Origin of the sequence: Staphylococcus pseudoxylosus, assembly GCF_044794325.1 — a bacterium.
Taxonomy (GTDB): domain Bacteria; phylum Bacillota; class Bacilli; order Staphylococcales; family Staphylococcaceae; genus Staphylococcus; species Staphylococcus pseudoxylosus.
The window spans coordinates 1,002,744-1,020,805 of the sequence record NZ_CP085024.1; the positions used below are offsets into that span (position 1 = coordinate 1,002,744).

Genomic DNA, 18,062 nt, shown 5'->3' on the forward strand with positions numbered 1-18,062 from the left:
ATACCTATCAGGGGTATACGATATGAATGATATAAGTAGGAGGTGTTGAGAAAGTGACAGAAATACAAAAAGCGCATCATTCAGACCAAATAAAATCAAATTTGAAATCAAGACTAAATAGAATTGAAGGACAAGTACGAGCAATTAACCGTATGATAGATGAAGATGTTTATTGTGATGATGTTCTTACTCAAATTAGAGCGACACGTTCTGCGCTAAACAGTGTAGCAACTAAGTTATTGGATCATCATATGAAAAGTTGCATCATGGATAAAGTGGAAAAAGGCCAACAAGAGGAAGCGATGGAAGAATTGCTAGTAACTTTTCAAAAATTAATGAAGGATTAGGTAAGGTGACAAAAGTGCAATCAAAAGTAATTCAAGTCTCAGGTATTAATTCAGAACAACAACAATATCAAATACAACAACAATTAATGAATGTTATAGGTGTACACAATGTTGCTATAGATAGCGATAAAGGAGAAATACTTATTAAATTTGAAACACCAGCGAGTTTAAATAATTTAGAAAAAGAAATTTATGATCTAGGATATCAAATATTTTAATAAATTAATAAAGTGAATTATATTACAATTTGAGTTTAAATACCCATGGCATAGTTATAAAGTATAAAATGACAACGTAAAAATAAAATTTAATTGTAATTTTACAATAAAAATTACTGTTTTTTTGAAGTGATTTAAAAAAATTTAATATAATGTGGTATTTTTCATTCAAAAAGGGTAAGATATAGTAGAAGCTAGAGATATAGGGGTGATGATATGAATAAAGATAACGAAAAAATTCAAAACGTAGTTAAACTATTATCATCATTAGGGGTAAACATAAAGAAAACCAAATCACGATTAGAAGTTATGCATACTCTACCAACTACTGTGAAAACCGCTAACGAATTGAAATAGTCAAGTTACCCAATGAAGTGATTGGAGCCAATGGTTCTAGTCGCTTTTTTATTTTTACTATATGAAATAGGATTGATACAAAAATGTTCATAATTGATAGTTATAATATTTTTTCATAAAAAAGAACCTCTAAAAGTTAGACAAAATCTAACTTTTAGGGGTTCAACATCGTTTAGCGATGATTGTTATCTATGTGGTAAGGTAGTTGAGTGAATTGATAATTTGTAGTAGTTAACACATGAGTATTACTCAAAGAAGTATTAAATGATTACTACGCCATAAGACAATTTTTTCAATAGTAATCTACCTCACCGTTCAGTTCGCTATCATTTTTAAATTAGTATTGCTATGTATAGTGATTCTAATTTGTTCATTTATATATAGACATAGCATTGTATAACGACAACATTAATGAAACCTAATTCTTTGATCTAGATAATTGCGCTGTTGTTGAATATTGTTTTGGTTGGTGATAAGTAAACGATAATATAACACCGATTCCGCACATTAAACTCCATAATGAACTACCACCATAACTGATAAATGGTAATGGTATACCTGTTATTGGTAATAACTGGATAGTCATGCCAATATTTTGTAATACATGGAATAAAACAAGCGTTGCATATCCAATAATAAATAATTTACTGAAGGGTAATTCGAATTTCGTAGCAAGTCTAACTAAATGGAATATAAAGGCTAAGAAAACTAATATTAAGATAACAGAACCGATAAATCCAAATTCTTCACCGATAACAGAAAATATAAAGTCTGTATGATTTTCTGGAATATAAACTTCACCATGATTAAACCCTTTACCAAAAAGTTGCCCTGATCCAATGGCTTTAAGTGATTCAGTTAAATGATAACCATCACCACTACTATATGTGTAAGGATCAAGCCAAGAATTAATACGCCCCAATTGATAAGTCTTGATACCAAAACTATTTTCAATTAGTGAAGGCTTGTAAATGATTGAAAGAATAATGCTTGATGCTAAGACGATGCCTGCAATAAATACAGGCGCTAATATCTTCCAAGAAATACCACTTACGACAATAACTCCTACTATAATTGCACAAAGTACCAACATAGTCCCTAAATCATTTTGTAATAATATAAGGCCCATTGGGATAATTGAAATGCCTGCAATTTTTAATAATAGTTTAAAATCAGTTTCTAATGATTTGTTAAAGGTAAATTGATTATGTCTAGAAACTAATTTTGCAAGTGCGAGTATGAGTATAATTTTCATAAATTCTGAAGGTTGTACACTAATTGGCCCTAATTTATACCAACTTTTAGCTCCATTAATAATAGGTGTGATAGGTGTTTCTGGAATAATAATGAGTATAAATAAGGCTACACAAAGTAAAAAATACAACAAGTATGTATATTTCATTAATTTCTTAGGTGATACGAGCATGATTAAACATGCGATTAAACCACCCAACACGTAATATAAAATCTGTCTTATGCTAAAGTTGGCACTATATTGGCCACCACCCATAGCTGAATTAATAATCGTGACACTAATTGTTGCTAATAATACGAGGATACCTATTAAAACCCAGTCAATCCGCCGTATCCAATGGTTATTTTTTAATTGACGTGAAATTCTCATTTCTTACCCCTTTAAACTAATTAGATTTCTCTAGATTTGTATTATATATAGATTTTACCGAACTTTAGCATATTTTGCTAGAATGAGGGTGCTATATTTAGAAAATTATAATTATTGTGTTACTGTATAACTTTAAAAATATACTTGAGATATCTTTGAAAAATAAATGCTTTTTATACTACTAAACAAATGCAAAAAATTATTAAATCGTGATATGATGTAGTTTAAGAATTGTATATGGAGGCTAAAATATGGCTAAAGAAAATGTATGTATCGTATACGGAGGAAAAAGTGCAGAACACGATGTTTCAATATTAACAGCACAAAATGTTTTGAATGCTATTGATAAAGCACAATATCAAGTAGACATTATTTACATAACAAATGATGGTGCATGGAAAAAGAAAGAAAATATCGTAGACACTATAAACGACATAGACACTTTGCGTTTAACAGAAGTTGAAGCGGGAGAAATTTCCCAGTTGCTTAACGTAGGTAGTACTGGCAATCCTTATAGTGCAGTTTTCCCTGTATTACATGGGCCAAATGGTGAAGATGGTACAATCCAAGGCTTGTTTGAAGTATTGGATATACCATATGTAGGGAATGGCGTTTTAGCTGCCTCAAGCTCAATGGATAAATTAGTAATGAAACAACTTTTTGCACACAGAGGCTTACCTCAATTGCCATATGTGAGCTTTTTAAGAAGCGAGTATCATAAATATGAAGGTAATATCTTAAAATTGGTACATGATAAATTAGAATATCCAGTGTTTGTTAAACCAGCCAATTTAGGATCAAGTGTAGGAATTAGTAAATGTAATAATGAAGAAGAATTAAAAGTTGGTATTGAAGAAGCATTTCAGTTTGACCGTAAGTTAGTTATTGAACAAGGTATTGATGCTAGAGAAATTGAAGTTGCTGTATTGGGTAATGATTATCCTGAAACCACTTGGCCTGGAGAGGTCGTGAAGGACGTTGCGTTCTATGATTACAAATCAAAATACAAAGATGGAAAGATTAGGTTAGAAATTCCAGCTGATTTAGATGAAGAAGTTCAAATGACTTTAAGAAATATGGCTGTTGAAGCATTTAAAGCAACTGATTGTTCTGGTTTATTACGCGCCGATTTCTTTGTTACTGAAGATAATCAAATTTTTATAAATGAGACTAATGCTATGCCAGGTTTTACTGCGTTTAGTATGTATCCTAGTCTTTGGGAAAATATGGGTGTATCTTACGCAGAGTTAATTAAGAAATTAATTGAATTAGCTAAGGAAAAACACAATGATAAAAAACAAAATAAATACAAAATTGATTGAGGCGGATAAATTATGATTGAGGTAACATTAGAACAAATTCAAGAATGGATTCCTTGTGAAATTGATAATGAGTATATGAATCAAGGCATACAAGGTGTTTCTATTGATTCACGCGATATTAAAAGCCAAAACTTATTTATCCCGTTTAAAGGCGAACACGTTGATGGTCATCAATATGTAGCACAAGCATTAAGAGATGGTGCAGGGGCCTCATTTTATCAAAAAGGTACGTTTTTAGATGAAAATGTTGAAGGTCCGATAATATGGGTCGATGATACATTGACAGCGCTACAACAACTTGCAAAAGCTTATTTAGAGTTTGTCAATCCTCAAGTTATTGCAGTTACAGGATCAAATGGTAAGACTACTACTAAAGATATGATTGAAAGTGTACTTAAACCACAATTTAAAGTTAAAAAGACACAAGGCAATTATAATAATGAAATTGGTATGCCATTAACCATTTTAGAATTGGATATAGATACTGAAATATCAATTCTTGAAATGGGTATGTCAGGCTTTCATGAAATTGAATTTTTATCAAATTTAGCAGAACCTGATATTGCTGTAATAACTAATATTGGTGAGTCACATATGCAAGATTTAGGTTCTAGAGAAGGTATTGCGAAAGCTAAATCTGAAATTACAGTAGGTCTAAAACCAGGAGGTTTGTTTATCTATGATGGTGACGAACCGTTATTAAAACCTTATGTAAATCAATTATCTAATGTAGATTTAGTTAGTATAGGTAAACATTCAACTAATTCACTTGTGAGTCAAATTGAGTCGATTAATAATGATGGAATTGCATTTACTATTAACGAAGAAGAGCGATTTGAGCTTCCAATATTAGGTGAACATAATATGAAAAATGCTACGATTGCAATTGCAGTAGGCAAGAGAATGAAGTTGAGTTACGACACAATTTTTAATAATTTACGTGAAGTCCAATTGACTGGTATGAGAATGCAACAATATCACACTTCAGATAATTCGTTAGTAATCAATGATGCCTATAATGCAAGTCCTACTAGTATGAAGGCGGCTATAGATACTTTGGCAGTGATGAACGGAAGGAAAATACTCGTATTAGGTGATGTATTGGAGTTAGGGCCTAATAGTCAAATCATGCATGAACAGGTTGGAGAATATTTAAATGGTAAGGATATAGATACCTTATTTACATTTGGTGAGGAGTCCCAATATATAAGTAATGTAGGTAATCAGTATGTAAACCATATGGAACACTTTGAGAATAAGCAAAAGTTGATTGAAACTATAAAAACATATGTACAACCAGAAGATAAGGTTTTAGTAAAAGGTTCCAGAGGCATGAAATTAGAAGAAGTCGTTGAAGCATTAATTTAAGCTAGTTAATATTAAATAGTAGTTATAAATATAACGATTAATTATACTATTAAATGTTTCATCATATATGCGACATATCTAAATAAGACCGAGGCATAAAATGTCTCGGTCTTATTTGTGCTGTTGATACATTAGGTTATTGTATATCGCTGTTTGAAACCAACGTACAATCAAAAATTGCTTTCACACGTTTAAGTCAAATCATGCATTCTTAAAAATAATTAAAGGAATTTATTATAATATTCTAAGAATGTAAAAAAGTTTAAATAAATATATTTGAACTAAAAGGTAGTTGCACTTTCAAAGTATAATAATCTGACAATTAACTGAATAAATAAATTAACAAAAAAATTTCAGAAGTTAAAACCCATGTTGGAAAATAAATTTAAACGCTTACAACCTATGTTTTACAAGGTTTACCGTGAGTACAGTGACATTCAATACATATGATATAGCTTATTTAATCAAATTTGGTTTATTGCGATTATATACTTGAGGTGGTACTATAAAGAAGTTGAAGAAACTTAAGTGAACATATATGTATAGAAATACAGATAAATAAAGGAGAATTATATTGCAAAATTTTAAAGAATTAGGGATCTCAGATAAGATGGCAGAAACCCTACAATCCATGGGGTTCAATGAGGCCACTCCTATACAAAAAGAGAGTATCCCTCTTGCCTTAGAAGGCAAAGATGTTCTTGGTCAAGCACAGACTGGTACAGGTAAAACAGGTGCATTTGGTATTCCATTAATTGAAAAAGTGGCTGACCAAGAAGGCGTTCAATCATTAATCCTTGCACCAACAAGAGAATTAGCAATGCAAGTTGCTGAATCACTTAAATCGTTTTCTAAAGGACAAAATGTACAAGTAGTTACAGTATTTGGTGGTATGCCAATTGACCGTCAAATCAAAGCACTTAAAAAAGGACCACAAATCGTAGTAGGTACACCAGGTCGAGTGATTGATCACTTAAACCGTCGTACATTAAAAACAACTGATATTCATACGTTAATTTTAGATGAAGCGGATGAAATGATGAACATGGGCTTCATCGATGACATGAAATTTATCATGGATAAAATACCTGCTGAACAACGTCAAACTATGTTGTTCTCAGCAACTATGCCTAAAGCAATCCAAACATTAGTACAACAATTCATGAAATCACCTGTCATTGTTAAAACAATGAACAATGAAACTTCTGATCCACAAATCGAAGAATTTTATACTATTGTAAAAGAATTAGAAAAATTCGATACATTTACAAGCTTTTTAGATGTACACCAACCAGAATTAGCTATCGTATTCGGTCGTACAAAACGTCGTGTTGATGAGTTAACAAGCGCGTTAATTTCAAAAGGATACAAAGCTGAAGGGTTACATGGTGATATCACACAAGCAAAACGTTTAGAAGTGTTGAAAAAATTCAAGAATGATCAATTAGACATTTTAGTTGCGACAGATGTTGCAGCAAGAGGATTAGACATTTCAGGCGTAAGCCATGTTTATAACTTCGATATCCCTCAAGATACTGAAAGTTATACACACAGAATTGGACGTACTGGTCGTGCCGGTAAAAAAGGTGTAGCGATTACATTTGTTAACCCAATTGAAATGGATTATATCCGTCAAATTGAACAAGCAAACAAACGTCAAATGACAGCTTTGAGACCACCTCATCGTAAAGAAGTGCTTAAAGCTCGTGAAAATGACATTAAAGGTAAAGTTCAAAACTGGATGTCTAGAGACAGTGAACCTAGATTACAACGTATTGCTACTGAATTAATTGAAGAATATAATGATGTGAATTTAGTCGCTGCATTATTACAAGAGTTAGTTGAATCTAATGATGATGTTGATGTTCAATTAACATTTGAAAAACCATTATCTCGTGGTAAAGGTCGTCAAGGTAAAGGTGGACCAAAACGTGGTGGTGGAAATTACAAACGTGGCGGTGGCAAATTCGATAACAAAAACCGTCGTTCAGGTAAAGGCGGATTCAACAACAAGAAGAAAAATGATAGACCGTCTTCAGATAGAAACAGCAATAAGAAATCATCAATGAAAGGTCGCACGTTTGCTGACCATAAAAAATAAAAAATAATTTATCATATATGAAATTTAGGTTTAATCATCCCAATTATTTGGGGTGATTTTTTTGTATGTAAACATAAATTATAAGTTATTATTGAAAGACAGTTTAATATATATTTACTGCATAAGGGGAGTGAAGCTTGTAATGACCATATGTTATAATGAGTTGAAAACTCAATGGAGGAGTGTATATATGTCGAGCGAACAACTATTTAAGAAAAGTCCTAGTCAAGCGTTAACTTACTATTATATAAGTGAAGGACTATCATTTATAGTTAATATGATTATAGCAATTGGCTTAATATTTTTATGGAACCATTTCGATTGGTGGCATTTTATAATCTATTTAATTTGTGCATTTATTTTATTTGATATTATATATGCTGCCTTAAAACCTTGGATTACTTATCGGTATACTTATTTTCGTATTATGGAAAATTATATAGAAATTAAATTCGATTTCTTTTTTAAAACACAAAAAATGGTGAAACTTGAGAGAACTCAATTTACTGAACGAAAAAATAATCCGATTTTAAAGAAGCTAGGCTTGGCTAAAGTATCTTTAGTTACAGCGGGGCATAACGTGAGTTTTCCGTTAATATCGATTAAAGATTCAAAAGCTTTTGAATCTATGACACTCAGCTATTTGAAAGGGGCTGATTTTGATGTATAAACCACAAAAACTGCATCCTATTTCATATTTAACAGGTATCATTGAAGCAATTAAGCAAAATATCTTTTTAATCATTATATTTTTGGTTTTTAATATTAGAGACTTTGATTTCACTAATATTTATGCTTATATCTTTCCGGGTATAGTAAGTTTGTTTTTTATTATTTCTTTTATAACCCAAGTTCTAAAAGTTTATAATACGCGCTATTGGATAGAGAATGATCATTTTATTTTAGCTACAGGTATATTTACAAAAGAAAGAAAAGAGTTAAATATCCGTCGTATTCAAACGCTAGATACATCACAAGGTATCATTAATCAATTAGTTGGTGGTGTGAAATTGCAAATCAAAACACCTAGTGATGGTGTTGATCTAGATACAGTTTCAAAATCACAAAGTGAAACGATACAACAAGCCTTGAGAGATAAACAAAAAGAATTAATCAATAGTAGTGAAGATATAGAAAGTGAGAAAGAATTTTCGATAGAAGATGAATATAGAACTGAAGCAACCAATCAGCCTTTACATTTATATAAGCTGAACTTTAAAGAATTGTTATTTATGGCACTAACTAGCGGGGCTATAGGTGTGGCGTTTGCTGCGGTATCACCAATTATTGGCGGTTTGTCGAATGTAATTCCTTGGGGTTGGTTAACAGATGAATTTGCACAAATATCACAGGCAATTTTCGTGATAGTGCTTATGATGGTTGCAATGGTCGTGGCAATTAGTTATATAGTAGGAACGCTTATCGTCATTATACGTAATTTTAATTACACTGTGACACAAAGCGATAATCAGTTAAATATTAAATATGGTCTTTTTAATGTGAAAAGTATTACTGTTCCTACTGATAGAGTACAAGCAATTGTTGAAAAACAATCCTTTTTCAGAAAATTATTCGGCTATACATCGATTCATTTTGTAATTACTAGTGATATGAACGGTAATGATAAAGATGATGTGTCGTTAGATGGCAACGTTATGATTCTTCCATTTATTAAACGGGATAAAGGTTATGCGATTATTAAAGATTTAATCCCTAATATGTCATTTGAAAAGCCAGAAAAAGGTATGCCTTGGCGTGGATTCCATAGACACTTTTGGAGAGAGTCGATTGTCCTTATCATTGTTGCTGCTATTATAAATTATTTTTGGTTGCCATGGGTCTTTTTAATCGCTGGTATAATAATACTTTTATTAATCATACATAGTTATCTTATTGTTAAATATTCAGGTTTAAAAGTACGAAATGATGAACTCGTAGTACGTAATGTAACTCTATTTGGATTTAGAAACTCATATTTTAAGCATAATAAGATATTGGGAATGGAGATAAGGCGCAATCCGTTTCTTATTAAAAGTAATTTAGGTAATTTTAATTTTATTATTGCAAAGGCTGCAGGGAATGAAGCGATAGGACTTGACTTTAATCCGCAGCAGCACGTACAAATGCTTAGGAATTGGTATTTGAGAGGTGAAAACGATGGAGAACTATAATAATATGCATGAATCAGGAAAAACTGTCATGCGTCTCTCTGCAATTATTACTGTTGTGATTTTTTTAATAGTATTAACTATATTTAGCGTGGTCAACCGTGTATGGCTTGAATGGATTGATAAAGAACAAATGAAATGGGTTTTGATTATTGGAGTCAGTATAGCGTTTATATACTTAATTTTAAATGCTATATTCATTCCTATCTATAGATATAAAATTTTTAAATATAGTATAGATGATCACGTCGTTACAGTTAGAAATGGTTTGTGGTTTGTATCAGTAATGAAAGTTCCATTATTTAGAATACAAAATGTAGATACACATGAAGGGATTTTAATGAGAAAATACAAACTATCAAATCTAACCTTATCAACTGCCGGTGGTAATATAAATATTAAATTTATCAATAAAACAACCGCGACAAATTTGAAACAACAAATTAAATCCGTTAATAACGACAAAAACCAGTCAGACTAAATAGTAATTATGAATTTATAAGTAAGAGAAAAAAGTTATATAAAAATGAGGAGAAGCGCTATGATACACGGTATTGGTGTTGATTTAATTGAGATTGATAGAATAAAGAAACTTTATCAAAAGCAAGATAAACTTGTGGGACGTATCTTATCTGCGAATGAGCAATATAAATTTAACAGTTTCCAAAATGAACAACGTAAAATAGAATTTCTAGCTGGACGCTTTGCATGTAAAGAAGCATTTAGTAAAGCATTAGGTACAGGTATTGGTATAAAGGTCGCTTTTAATGATATAGATTGCTTCAATGATGATAATGGAAAACCTTGCGTTAATTACAGTGGCTTTAACGTGCATGTCAGTATTACGCATACAGAGCACTATGCGATGAGCCAAGTTATTTTAGAAGCGGATGAAGTTTTTTAGGATTTACAGTATGTTTGATTTGGCTATCGTAACGTGAGTGTTATAAAATTAATTTAATGTAAAAACATGTATATCATATAAGCATATAGGAGGTATAAATTTAATGTCTGATAAGTACTATAGATCGTCATACTTGAATGTTGATTTAAATGCCATTGTTTCTAATTTTCAAGTCTTTCAAAAATTACATCCAAATAAAACAATTATGCCAGTAGTTAAAGCAAATGGCTATGGTTTAGGAAGTGTACCAATTGCTAGACAACTTATGGAAAATGGTGCGGAGTTTTTTGCAGTGGCGACGCTTGATGAAGCTATTGAGTTACGAATGCATGGTATAGATGCAAAAATACTCGTATTAGGTGTAATACCTTCATATAATATTAGTAAAGCCATTCAACATCGTGTTGCAATTACAGTACCTTCAAAGGCGTGGTTAACTGATGCAATGCATGAAATTCCAGAAACAAATGAAAAAGATATTTGGTTACATATTAAATTAGACACTGGTATGGGTAGATTAGGTATGAAAGACGTTGATGAGTACAAAGAAGTTATATCGCTTATCCAATCACAAGAACATTTGATTTTTGAAGGTGTATTCACACATTTTGCATGTGCAGATGAAGCTGGCGAATCAATGAATCAGCAACAATCTTTATTTGAAGAAATAGTTAATCAAGCTGATAAACCGAATTATATACATTCTCAAAATTCAGCAGGTGCATTAATGAAAGATACACAGTTTTGTAATGCAGTTAGAGTCGGTATCTCATTATATGGTTATTATCCATCTCAATATGTCAAAACGAATGTTAAAGTACATTTAAAACCAAGTGCGCAGTGGATTAGTGAGATTGTTCAAACAAAAATATTACAATCAGGAGAATCAGTAAGCTATGGTAGTGTATATACAGCTGATGAACCAACTAGGATAGGCATTATTCCAGTGGGATATGCAGATGGTTTTCCAAGAATGATGAAAGGTTTTAGCGTTAATGTGAATGGTATTCAATGTGAAATCATTGGAAAAGTATGTATGGATCAGATAATTATAAAAGTTCCTGAAGAAATACAAGCAGGAGATAAAGTCATTATTATGGACCATCATAGTGATAATCCACAATCTGCTGAAGCGTTGGCACACCAACAAAAAACAATCAATTACGAAGTTTTATGTAGGTTAAGTAGGAGATTACCAAGGATTTATCATGAGACTAAAGGCTTAGAAATTCAAAATGAATTGCTAAAATAGTATAGTCACTGTGTGTAAAATTTGTTATTATATATCTAACAACAAATCTCGATATATTCTATTTTAGTCACCTGGAGGTCTTTATTCATGGCAAGTTTTAATCAAAGTAGAAATCATAGTATTGAACAACTATTAAAAGAAGGCTATTCTCAAATGGCTGACTTAAATCTCTCCCTTGCAGCAGAAGCTTTTCCATTTGAATGTGAAGCTTGTGATTGCAATGAAGTTTACATTAGCTCCAAGAATAATAATGAATGATGAGAAGAGGAGACGTTTATTTAGCTGATTTATCACCAGTGCAAGGGTCTGAACAAGGGGGAATTAGACCTGTCGTTATAATACAAAACGATACTGGGAATAAATATAGTCCTACAGTAATTGTAGCCGCAATTACTGGTAGGATTAATAAAGCTAAAATACCTACACATGTAGAAATAGAAAAAAGTAAATATAAACTTGATAAAGATTCTGTTATATTGTTAGAACAAATCAGGACTTTAGATAAAAATAGGCTAAAGGAAAAATTAACATATCTTTCTGAGAAAAAAATGAAAGAAGTTAACATTGCTATTGATATAAGTTTAGGATTACATAATATTAGGAATCATAAATCCTAATTTTCAAGGGGGTACTTAATAAGTAAATATAATAGTAAATGATAGGCATCGATTTACTATAACATGTAACAACCATTTAATTGTTGAGTTAATTAAGTTTGCTAAATTTTGAGTTTTATTATAGTGGTTGGATACCTTTGCATAAGATGTCTAAGTGAGAAGCTTTAGGGTATCCTAAAGCTTTTTTAAATATTATAGTTAAGACTATACCAAATAATAATTTAGCTGATAGACAGATTAAATCAATGGTTAACACTATAAATACCCCGTTAAAAACATACATAAAGAACATATATATGTTACATCCAATGTATGCGATTTATATTTGCATTTTGAGGAGGATATACCGCGTGGAAGAATTCAAAAATCAATATAAAGCGCTAATTGATAAGAGCTTATATACAAATGATTCAACAGGATTATTAAACGAGTGTAAGCGTTTTACTGAAGAGGTGATAAAAAAGGATTTATTACCTGAAGATATAGTGCAAATACATAAAGAGTACATAAAGCGTCATAGTTTAGACGAATCCCAAATTTTAAAAACATTTAATGTATTAAAAGAAATTGTTAAAGGGTTTGGCTATAGCTACAGGGACTATAAACAATTAGTGGATCGCTTACAATATCATGATAAAGAGATTGATTTAGCGTCACGTTTACAACAGACTATGTTGAAAACAGATATACCTCAATTTGACAGTATACAAATCGGTGTGATTTCTGTTGCAGCCCAAAAAGTAAGTGGTGATTACTTTAATCTTATTGATCATAAAGATGGAACGATGAGTTTCGCAGTAGCAGATGTCATTGGGAAAGGTATCCCAGCTGCATTGGCTATGAGTATGATAAAGTTTGGTATGGACTCATATGGACATTCACAGTTACCAAGTGATGGTCTGAAAAGGCTGAATCGCGTGGTAGAAAAAAATGTTAACCAAAATATGTTTGTAACTATGTTTTATGGACTATATGAAGAACTGAATCACTTATTATATTGTAGTTCAGCTGGCCATGAACCGGGCTACGTATATCGTGCAGAAACTGAGTCATTTGAAGAAATTACTGTACGCGGACGAGTCTTAGGTGTGAGTCAACAAACGCGCTATAAACAACAAGAAATTCCAATCTATTTAGATGACTTAGTAATTATATTTACTGATGGAGTGACAGAAGTTAGAAATGAGGCTGGAGATTTTTTAGACAAACATCATCTGTTAGATATGATTCACAAATATAAGCACATGCATCCTCAGGATATAGTGCAGCTTTTATATGAGGCGATTTTAAAGATACAGAATCCAGAAAAAAGAGATGACTTAACAATATTAATAATAAAAAGAGTGAATTAGTTTTGATGTTTTAGATTTAAAATTTAACTTTAAGGGTATAAAAGTTATTAATGAGACTATAATTAGGAGTGTAATGTTATGAACCTTAATATTGAAACTGTGACTCATGATACTCATTATGAGGTGAAAGTTGGCGGGGAACTGGATGTTTATACAGTTCCTGAGTTAGAAGAAGTCTTAGTTCCAATGAGACAAGAAGGAACACATGATATATATGTAAACTTAGAAAATGTTAGTTATATGGATTCAACTGGTCTAGGTTTATTTGTAGGCACGTTAAAAGCGCTAAACCAGAATGATAAGGAATTATATATTCTAGGTGTTTCAGATCGGATAAATCGACTATTTGATATTACAGGATTAAAAGATTTGATGCATGTTAATGAAGGAACGGAGGTAGAATAACATGCAACATAAACAGGATTATATTGAAATGCGTTTGCCAGCCTCAGCAGAATATGTGAGTTTAATACGATTGACCTTATCGGGTGTGTTTTCACGTGCAGGTGCTTCGTATGATGATATAGAAGATGCTAAAATTGCAGTTAGTGAAGCAGTTACTAATGCAGTGAAACATGCGTATAAAGATGACCCAAACGATGTAGGGATGATAAATCTTTGTTTTGAAATTTTTGATGACAAGATAAAAATTGTAATCTCTGATCAAGGAGAAAGTTTTGATTATGAAGAAACTAAAGCACAATTAGGACCTTATAAAGAAAATGAAAATATCGATTTCTTAAGAGAAGGAGGTTTAGGTCTGTTTTTAATTGAATCATTAATGGATGAAGTTACGGTTGATAAAAAATCAGGAGTAACAATCAGCATGATAAAGTATATTAAAAAAGAGCAGGTGCGAAATAATGGCGAGAGAGTCGAAATCAGTTAATGATGTATCACCTGAACAAATTAACCAATGGATTACAGAGCACCAAAACAATGAAAATTCTGATGCTCAAGATAAACTTGTAAAGCACTATAGAAAGTTAATCGAATCGTTGGCATATAAATATTCTAAAGGTCAATCTCATCATGAAGACCTCGTTCAGGTCGGTATGGTTGGTTTAATCGGTGCAATTAACCGGTTCGACTTATCCTTTGATAGAAAGTTCGAAGCCTTTTTAGTACCAACTGTAATTGGTGAGATAAAACGTTATTTACGTGATAAAACATGGAGTGTCCATGTACCTAGAAGAATTAAAGAAATCGGACCACGTATCAAGAAAGTAACAGATGAATTAACAAATGAACTTGAGCGCTCCCCTTCTATTGCAGAAATTGCTGACAGACTTGAAGTAAATGAAGAAGATGTATTAGAAGCAATGGAAATGGGTCAAAGCTATAATGCGTTAAGTGTTGATCATTCTATTGAAGCAGATAAAGATGGTTCTACAGTTACATTATTAGATATAATGGGGCAACAAGATGATAATTATGATTTAACAGAAAAAAGAATGATATTAGAAAAAATATTACCTATTTTAACTGAAAGAGAAAGACAAATTATTCAATGCACTTTTATCGAAGGTTTGAGCCAAAAAGAAACAGGAGAAAGAATTGGTCTGAGCCAAATGCATGTTTCAAGATTACAAAGAACCGCGATAAAAAAACTTCAAGAAGCGGCGAATAAATAATGATTAAAATCAAAAGGCAGGGTCTCTAAATATAGAGTACTGCCTTTTTCATTTGTAGTTATATATTTAAAATAATGTATTAACCAAATATGTTAAAATATATAAGATAGATAAGAATAAATACATAATTGTGAGTGGAGGATTCTATGGATAGTAATTTAATACAATCTATAAGAGATAAATATAATTTTACGACTAAACAAATCAATGCAGTGTTAGCATTATTGGAAGATAAAAACACTGTACCTTTTATTGCGCGTTATAGAAAAGAACAAACTGGTGGTTTGGATGAAGTTGAAATTAAACAAATTGATGATGAATATCAATATATGGTTAATCTACAAAAACGAAAAGAAGAAGTTATACATAATATAGAAGAGCAAGGTTTATTAACGACAGATCTAAAAAAAGATATCTTGAAGCAAACTAAACTTCAACGTGTTGAAGATTTATATAGACCATTTAAGCAGAAGAAGAAAACAAGAGCTACAGAAGCAAAAAGAAAAGGATTAGAACCATTCGCACAATGGTTAAAACAATCAACGATAGATACGTCAATTGAATCAAAAGCGCAGCAATTTATTACAGAAGAGGTTCCAAGTGTAGAAGATGCAATAAAAGGCGCACAAGATATTATTGCAGAGTTAGTGTCTGATGAGCCTAAATATAGAAGCAAGATTTTAAAAGATACATTTCAACACGCTAATATTGTGACTCAAAAGAAAAAGCATGCTGAAGATGAGAAAGAAATATTCTCGATGTATTATGATTATGCTGAACCAGTCAAAAAGATTGCGAACCATCGTGTATTAGCTGTTAATCGTGGAGAGAAAGAAAAAGTACTAAGCGTAAAAGTCGAAATGGAAACGCAAGGCATTGAAAATTTTATTTACAAAAATGAAATCAATGATAAGCATGAAGGTACTTATATAATTGTAGATGCTATAAAAGATAGTTTGAAACGTTTAATCATGCCTTCTATTGAAAGAGAACTAAGAGGCGATCTAACTGAGAAGGCTGAAAATCATGCTATAGACGTGTTTAGTGAAAATTTAAGGAATCTATTGTTACAGCCTCCAATGAAAGGTAAGCAAATATTGGGCGTAGACCCAGCTTTTAGAACCGGGTGTAAACTTGCAGTAATCAATCCATTTGGAACTTTTGTTGCTAAAGGTGTTATGTACCCACATCCACCAGTTAATAAAAAAGATGATGCTGAAAAAACATTTGTACAATTTGTCCAAGCGTATGATGTTGAATTAATCGCTATAGGCAATGGGACAGCTAGTAGAGAAACAGAACAATTTGTTGCAACAATGATTCAAAAACATAAGTTAGATGTACAGTTTATTATTGTAAATGAAGCAGGTGCATCAGTGTATTCTGCATCAGAAGTAGCAAGAAGTGAGTTTCCTGAATTTCAGGTTGAAGAACGAAGTGCAGTTTCAATAGGTAGAAGAGTACAAGATCCACTAAGTGAACTTGTTAAAATAGATCCGAAATCTATTGGTGTTGGACAGTATCAGCACGATGTAAATCAAAAAGCTTTGGAAGGTGCGTTAACATTTGTAGTTGAAACGGCAGTTAACCAAGTAGGCGTTGATGTTAATACTGCTTCTCGTTCATTACTACAATATGTTTCTGGGCTGACGCCAACGATTGCCCAAAATATAATAGATTACAGAGAAGAAAATGGTGCAATAACTCATAATAAAGATATCGCTAAAGTAAAACGATTAGGCGCAAAAACATTTGAGCAAAGCATTGGTTTTATGAGAATAGTGGATGGTAAAGAACCGTTAGACAATACATCAATTCACCCTGAGAGTTATAATGTTACTTATCAACTGTTAAAAGAGATTGGGATGACTTCAAATGATCTGGGTTCAGAACAGCTTAAGTTAGCGTTAAATCATGTGAATATTGAATTAACTGCAGAAAAGCTTAATGTCGGACAACCAACATTAGATGATATAATTAAATCATTAATTGCCCCTAATAGAGACCCTAGAGATGAATTTGAAACACCGATATTAAAATCAGATGTACTTTCTATTGAAGATTTATCTAAAAATATGAAACTTCATGGAACTGTGAGAAATGTCGTGGACTTTGGAGCGTTTGTAGACATAGGTGTAAAACAAGATGGTTTAGTACATGTATCCCAATTATCTAAGAAATTTGTTAAAAACCCAATGGATATTGTAAGTGTGGGAGATATTGTAGATGTGTGGATTTTAGATATTGATGAGAAAAAAGGAAAAGTATCATTGACAATGATAGATCCAAATGGATAATAATGATTTACAACATTTAACAGAAGAAATATCAGCAACGTATTTTGACCGAAGATTTGAACATAAGGCATATTTTAATCATAGGTTAAAAACTACTGGTGGACGCTATCTATTAAATTCACATAATATAGAAATAAATGAAAAGCAATTTATAAAATATGGAGAATCTGCAATTATAGATATTATAAAACATGAATTATGTCACTATCACTTACACATTCAGGGTAAAGGTTATAAACATAAAGACTCAGATTTTAGATGTTTAAGCAAACAGACAGGGGCGCCAAGATTTTGTACACCTTTAGAAAATTATGAAGAAAGAGCGAATTATATTTACAAATGTAAAAAATGTGGAGTTGAGTTTCTAAGAATAAGGAAAGTAAATACAAATAAAATGGTCTGTGGCAAATGTAGAGGGAAATTAATTCAAGTAAAAAATTAGATTATTAAGGTGAGTGTTTGAGTCTTAACATTAAGTTAAGACTCATTTTGTATGTATAA

General features: G+C 31.6%; 20 protein-coding genes. 19 read left to right on the forward strand and 1 reads right to left on the reverse strand.

The features are described from left to right. Positions 1 to 53: 53 nt before the first annotated feature. From csoR to LG295_RS04685, 3 genes are all read left to right on the forward strand, one after another. Positions 54 to 347, forward strand: a complete 294-nt coding sequence (gene csoR / locus LG295_RS04675; protein ID WP_107530630.1) for a copper-sensing transcriptional repressor CsoR — start codon at positions 54 to 56, stop codon at positions 345 to 347. A gap of 5 nt (positions 348 to 352) precedes the next feature. Continuing rightward, positions 353 to 565, forward strand: coding sequence for a putative copper chaperone CsoZ (csoZ, locus tag LG295_RS04680; RefSeq protein ID WP_404476554.1), 213 nt, complete (start codon positions 353 to 355; stop codon positions 563 to 565). Between the two features lie 216 nt (positions 566 to 781). Beyond that, positions 782 to 922 carry an Lmo0850 family protein gene (locus LG295_RS04685; protein WP_017722111.1) on the forward strand — a complete coding sequence of 47 codons (141 nt, stop codon included), beginning with the start codon at positions 782 to 784 and terminating at the stop codon, positions 920 to 922. Between the two features lie 418 nt (positions 923 to 1,340). Here LG295_RS04685 and LG295_RS04690 read toward each other — a convergent pair whose 3' ends face one another. Further along, positions 1,341 to 2,546: an FtsW/RodA/SpoVE family cell cycle protein gene (locus LG295_RS04690; protein WP_318832727.1), complete on the reverse strand. Its 1,206-nt coding sequence runs from the start codon at positions 2,544 to 2,546 to the stop codon at positions 1,341 to 1,343. A 251-nt stretch (positions 2,547 to 2,797) separates the two neighbouring features. Here LG295_RS04690 and LG295_RS04695 point away from each other — a divergent pair, with 251 nt between their 5' ends. The 16 genes from LG295_RS04695 to LG295_RS04770 all read left to right on the forward strand — a co-directional run bounded on the left by LG295_RS04695 (position 2,798) and on the right by LG295_RS04770 (position 18,003). Next, the gene (locus LG295_RS04695; protein WP_107530627.1) at positions 2,798 to 3,868 is read left to right on the forward strand and encodes a D-alanine--D-alanine ligase; all 1,071 of its coding nucleotides are present in this window, start codon (positions 2,798 to 2,800) and stop codon (positions 3,866 to 3,868) included. Between the two features lie 12 nt (positions 3,869 to 3,880). Next, on the forward strand, positions 3,881 to 5,236 hold the full coding sequence (gene murF / locus LG295_RS04700) for a UDP-N-acetylmuramoyl-tripeptide--D-alanyl-D-alanine ligase (protein WP_107558672.1): 1,356 nt from the start codon (positions 3,881 to 3,883) through the stop codon (positions 5,234 to 5,236). A gap of 574 nt (positions 5,237 to 5,810) precedes the next feature. Next, positions 5,811 to 7,337: a degradosome RNA helicase CshA gene (gene cshA, locus LG295_RS04705; protein ID WP_107530625.1), complete on the forward strand. Its 1,527-nt coding sequence runs from the start codon at positions 5,811 to 5,813 to the stop codon at positions 7,335 to 7,337. A 190-nt stretch (positions 7,338 to 7,527) separates the two neighbouring features. After that, positions 7,528 to 8,007: a PH domain-containing protein gene (locus LG295_RS04710; protein ID WP_107558673.1), complete on the forward strand. Its 480-nt coding sequence runs from the start codon at positions 7,528 to 7,530 to the stop codon at positions 8,005 to 8,007. Next, complete coding sequence (locus LG295_RS04715; RefSeq protein ID WP_107558674.1) at positions 8,000 to 9,508, forward strand: PH domain-containing protein; 1,509 nt, start codon at positions 8,000 to 8,002, stop codon at positions 9,506 to 9,508. Before LG295_RS04710 ends, LG295_RS04715 begins: the two co-directional genes overlap by 8 nt. Then, positions 9,495 to 9,986: a PH domain-containing protein gene (locus tag LG295_RS04720; RefSeq protein WP_107531746.1), complete on the forward strand. Its 492-nt coding sequence runs from the start codon at positions 9,495 to 9,497 to the stop codon at positions 9,984 to 9,986. The genes LG295_RS04715 and LG295_RS04720 overlap by 14 nt, the downstream gene beginning before the upstream one ends. A 60-nt stretch (positions 9,987 to 10,046) precedes the next feature. Continuing rightward, positions 10,047 to 10,409, forward strand: coding sequence for a holo-ACP synthase (gene acpS / locus LG295_RS04725; RefSeq protein ID WP_404476559.1), 363 nt, complete (start codon positions 10,047 to 10,049; stop codon positions 10,407 to 10,409). A gap of 103 nt (positions 10,410 to 10,512) precedes the next feature. Then, on the forward strand, positions 10,513 to 11,661 hold the full coding sequence (alr, locus tag LG295_RS04730) for an alanine racemase (protein WP_107558675.1): 1,149 nt from the start codon (positions 10,513 to 10,515) through the stop codon (positions 11,659 to 11,661). Between the two features lie 87 nt (positions 11,662 to 11,748). After that, positions 11,749 to 11,919: a type II toxin-antitoxin system antitoxin MazE gene (gene mazE / locus LG295_RS04735; RefSeq protein WP_017722121.1), complete on the forward strand. Its 171-nt coding sequence runs from the start codon at positions 11,749 to 11,751 to the stop codon at positions 11,917 to 11,919. Continuing rightward, on the forward strand, positions 11,916 to 12,278 hold the full coding sequence (locus LG295_RS04740; RefSeq protein WP_047172098.1) for a type II toxin-antitoxin system PemK/MazF family toxin: 363 nt from the start codon (positions 11,916 to 11,918) through the stop codon (positions 12,276 to 12,278). Before mazE ends, LG295_RS04740 begins: the two co-directional genes overlap by 4 nt. A gap of 350 nt (positions 12,279 to 12,628) precedes the next feature. Further along, positions 12,629 to 13,630: a PP2C family protein-serine/threonine phosphatase gene (locus LG295_RS04745; protein ID WP_107531749.1), complete on the forward strand. Its 1,002-nt coding sequence runs from the start codon at positions 12,629 to 12,631 to the stop codon at positions 13,628 to 13,630. A gap of 78 nt (positions 13,631 to 13,708) precedes the next feature. After that, the gene (locus LG295_RS04750; protein WP_029377954.1) at positions 13,709 to 14,035 is read left to right on the forward strand and encodes an anti-sigma factor antagonist; all 327 of its coding nucleotides are present in this window, start codon (positions 13,709 to 13,711) and stop codon (positions 14,033 to 14,035) included. A 1-nt stretch (position 14,036) separates the two neighbouring features. Continuing rightward, positions 14,037 to 14,519 carry an anti-sigma B factor RsbW gene (gene rsbW / locus LG295_RS04755; protein ID WP_017722125.1) on the forward strand — a complete coding sequence of 161 codons (483 nt, stop codon included), beginning with the start codon at positions 14,037 to 14,039 and terminating at the stop codon, positions 14,517 to 14,519. Next, positions 14,494 to 15,264, forward strand: coding sequence for an RNA polymerase sigma factor SigB (gene sigB, locus LG295_RS04760; protein ID WP_017722126.1), 771 nt, complete (start codon positions 14,494 to 14,496; stop codon positions 15,262 to 15,264). Before rsbW ends, sigB begins: the two co-directional genes overlap by 26 nt. A gap of 146 nt (positions 15,265 to 15,410) precedes the next feature. Continuing rightward, entirely contained in the window at positions 15,411 to 17,561 is a 2,151-nt protein-coding gene (locus tag LG295_RS04765) for a Tex family protein (protein ID WP_325999680.1), read from the forward strand. Next, positions 17,554 to 18,003: a SprT family protein gene (locus LG295_RS04770; protein WP_107558802.1), complete on the forward strand. Its 450-nt coding sequence runs from the start codon at positions 17,554 to 17,556 to the stop codon at positions 18,001 to 18,003. The genes LG295_RS04765 and LG295_RS04770 overlap by 8 nt, the downstream gene beginning before the upstream one ends. Positions 18,004 to 18,062 lie beyond the last annotated feature (59 nt).

Bases quoted from the DNA above. Each gene is read 5' to 3' on its own strand.
- LG295_RS04765 (WP_325999680.1), top strand. From the start codon at position 15,411: ATGGATAGTAATTTAATACAATCTATAAGAGATAAATATAATTTTACG.
- rsbW (WP_017722125.1), top strand. From the start codon at position 14,037: ATGCAACATAAACAGGATTATATTGAAATGCGTTTGCCAGCCTCAGCA.
- LG295_RS04770 (WP_107558802.1), top strand. From the start codon at position 17,554: ATGGATAATAATGATTTACAACATTTAACAGAAGAAATATCAGCAACG.
- LG295_RS04750 (WP_029377954.1), top strand. From the start codon at position 13,709: ATGAACCTTAATATTGAAACTGTGACTCATGATACTCATTATGAGGTG.
- LG295_RS04715 (WP_107558674.1), top strand. From the start codon at position 8,000: ATGTATAAACCACAAAAACTGCATCCTATTTCATATTTAACAGGTATC.
- murF (WP_107558672.1), top strand. From the start codon at position 3,881: ATGATTGAGGTAACATTAGAACAAATTCAAGAATGGATTCCTTGTGAA.
- mazE (WP_017722121.1), top strand. From the start codon at position 11,749: ATGGCAAGTTTTAATCAAAGTAGAAATCATAGTATTGAACAACTATTA.
- LG295_RS04740 (WP_047172098.1), top strand. From the start codon at position 11,916: ATGATGAGAAGAGGAGACGTTTATTTAGCTGATTTATCACCAGTGCAA.
- LG295_RS04710 (WP_107558673.1), top strand. From the start codon at position 7,528: ATGTCGAGCGAACAACTATTTAAGAAAAGTCCTAGTCAAGCGTTAACT.
- LG295_RS04685 (WP_017722111.1), top strand. From the start codon at position 782: ATGAATAAAGATAACGAAAAAATTCAAAACGTAGTTAAACTATTATCA.
- alr (WP_107558675.1), top strand. From the start codon at position 10,513: ATGTCTGATAAGTACTATAGATCGTCATACTTGAATGTTGATTTAAAT.
- LG295_RS04695 (WP_107530627.1), top strand. From the start codon at position 2,798: ATGGCTAAAGAAAATGTATGTATCGTATACGGAGGAAAAAGTGCAGAA.
- LG295_RS04720 (WP_107531746.1), top strand. From the start codon at position 9,495: ATGGAGAACTATAATAATATGCATGAATCAGGAAAAACTGTCATGCGT.
- sigB (WP_017722126.1), top strand. From the start codon at position 14,494: ATGGCGAGAGAGTCGAAATCAGTTAATGATGTATCACCTGAACAAATT.
- LG295_RS04690 (WP_318832727.1), bottom strand. From the start codon at position 2,546: ATGAGAATTTCACGTCAATTAAAAAATAACCATTGGATACGGCGGATT.
- acpS (WP_404476559.1), top strand. From the start codon at position 10,047: ATGATACACGGTATTGGTGTTGATTTAATTGAGATTGATAGAATAAAG.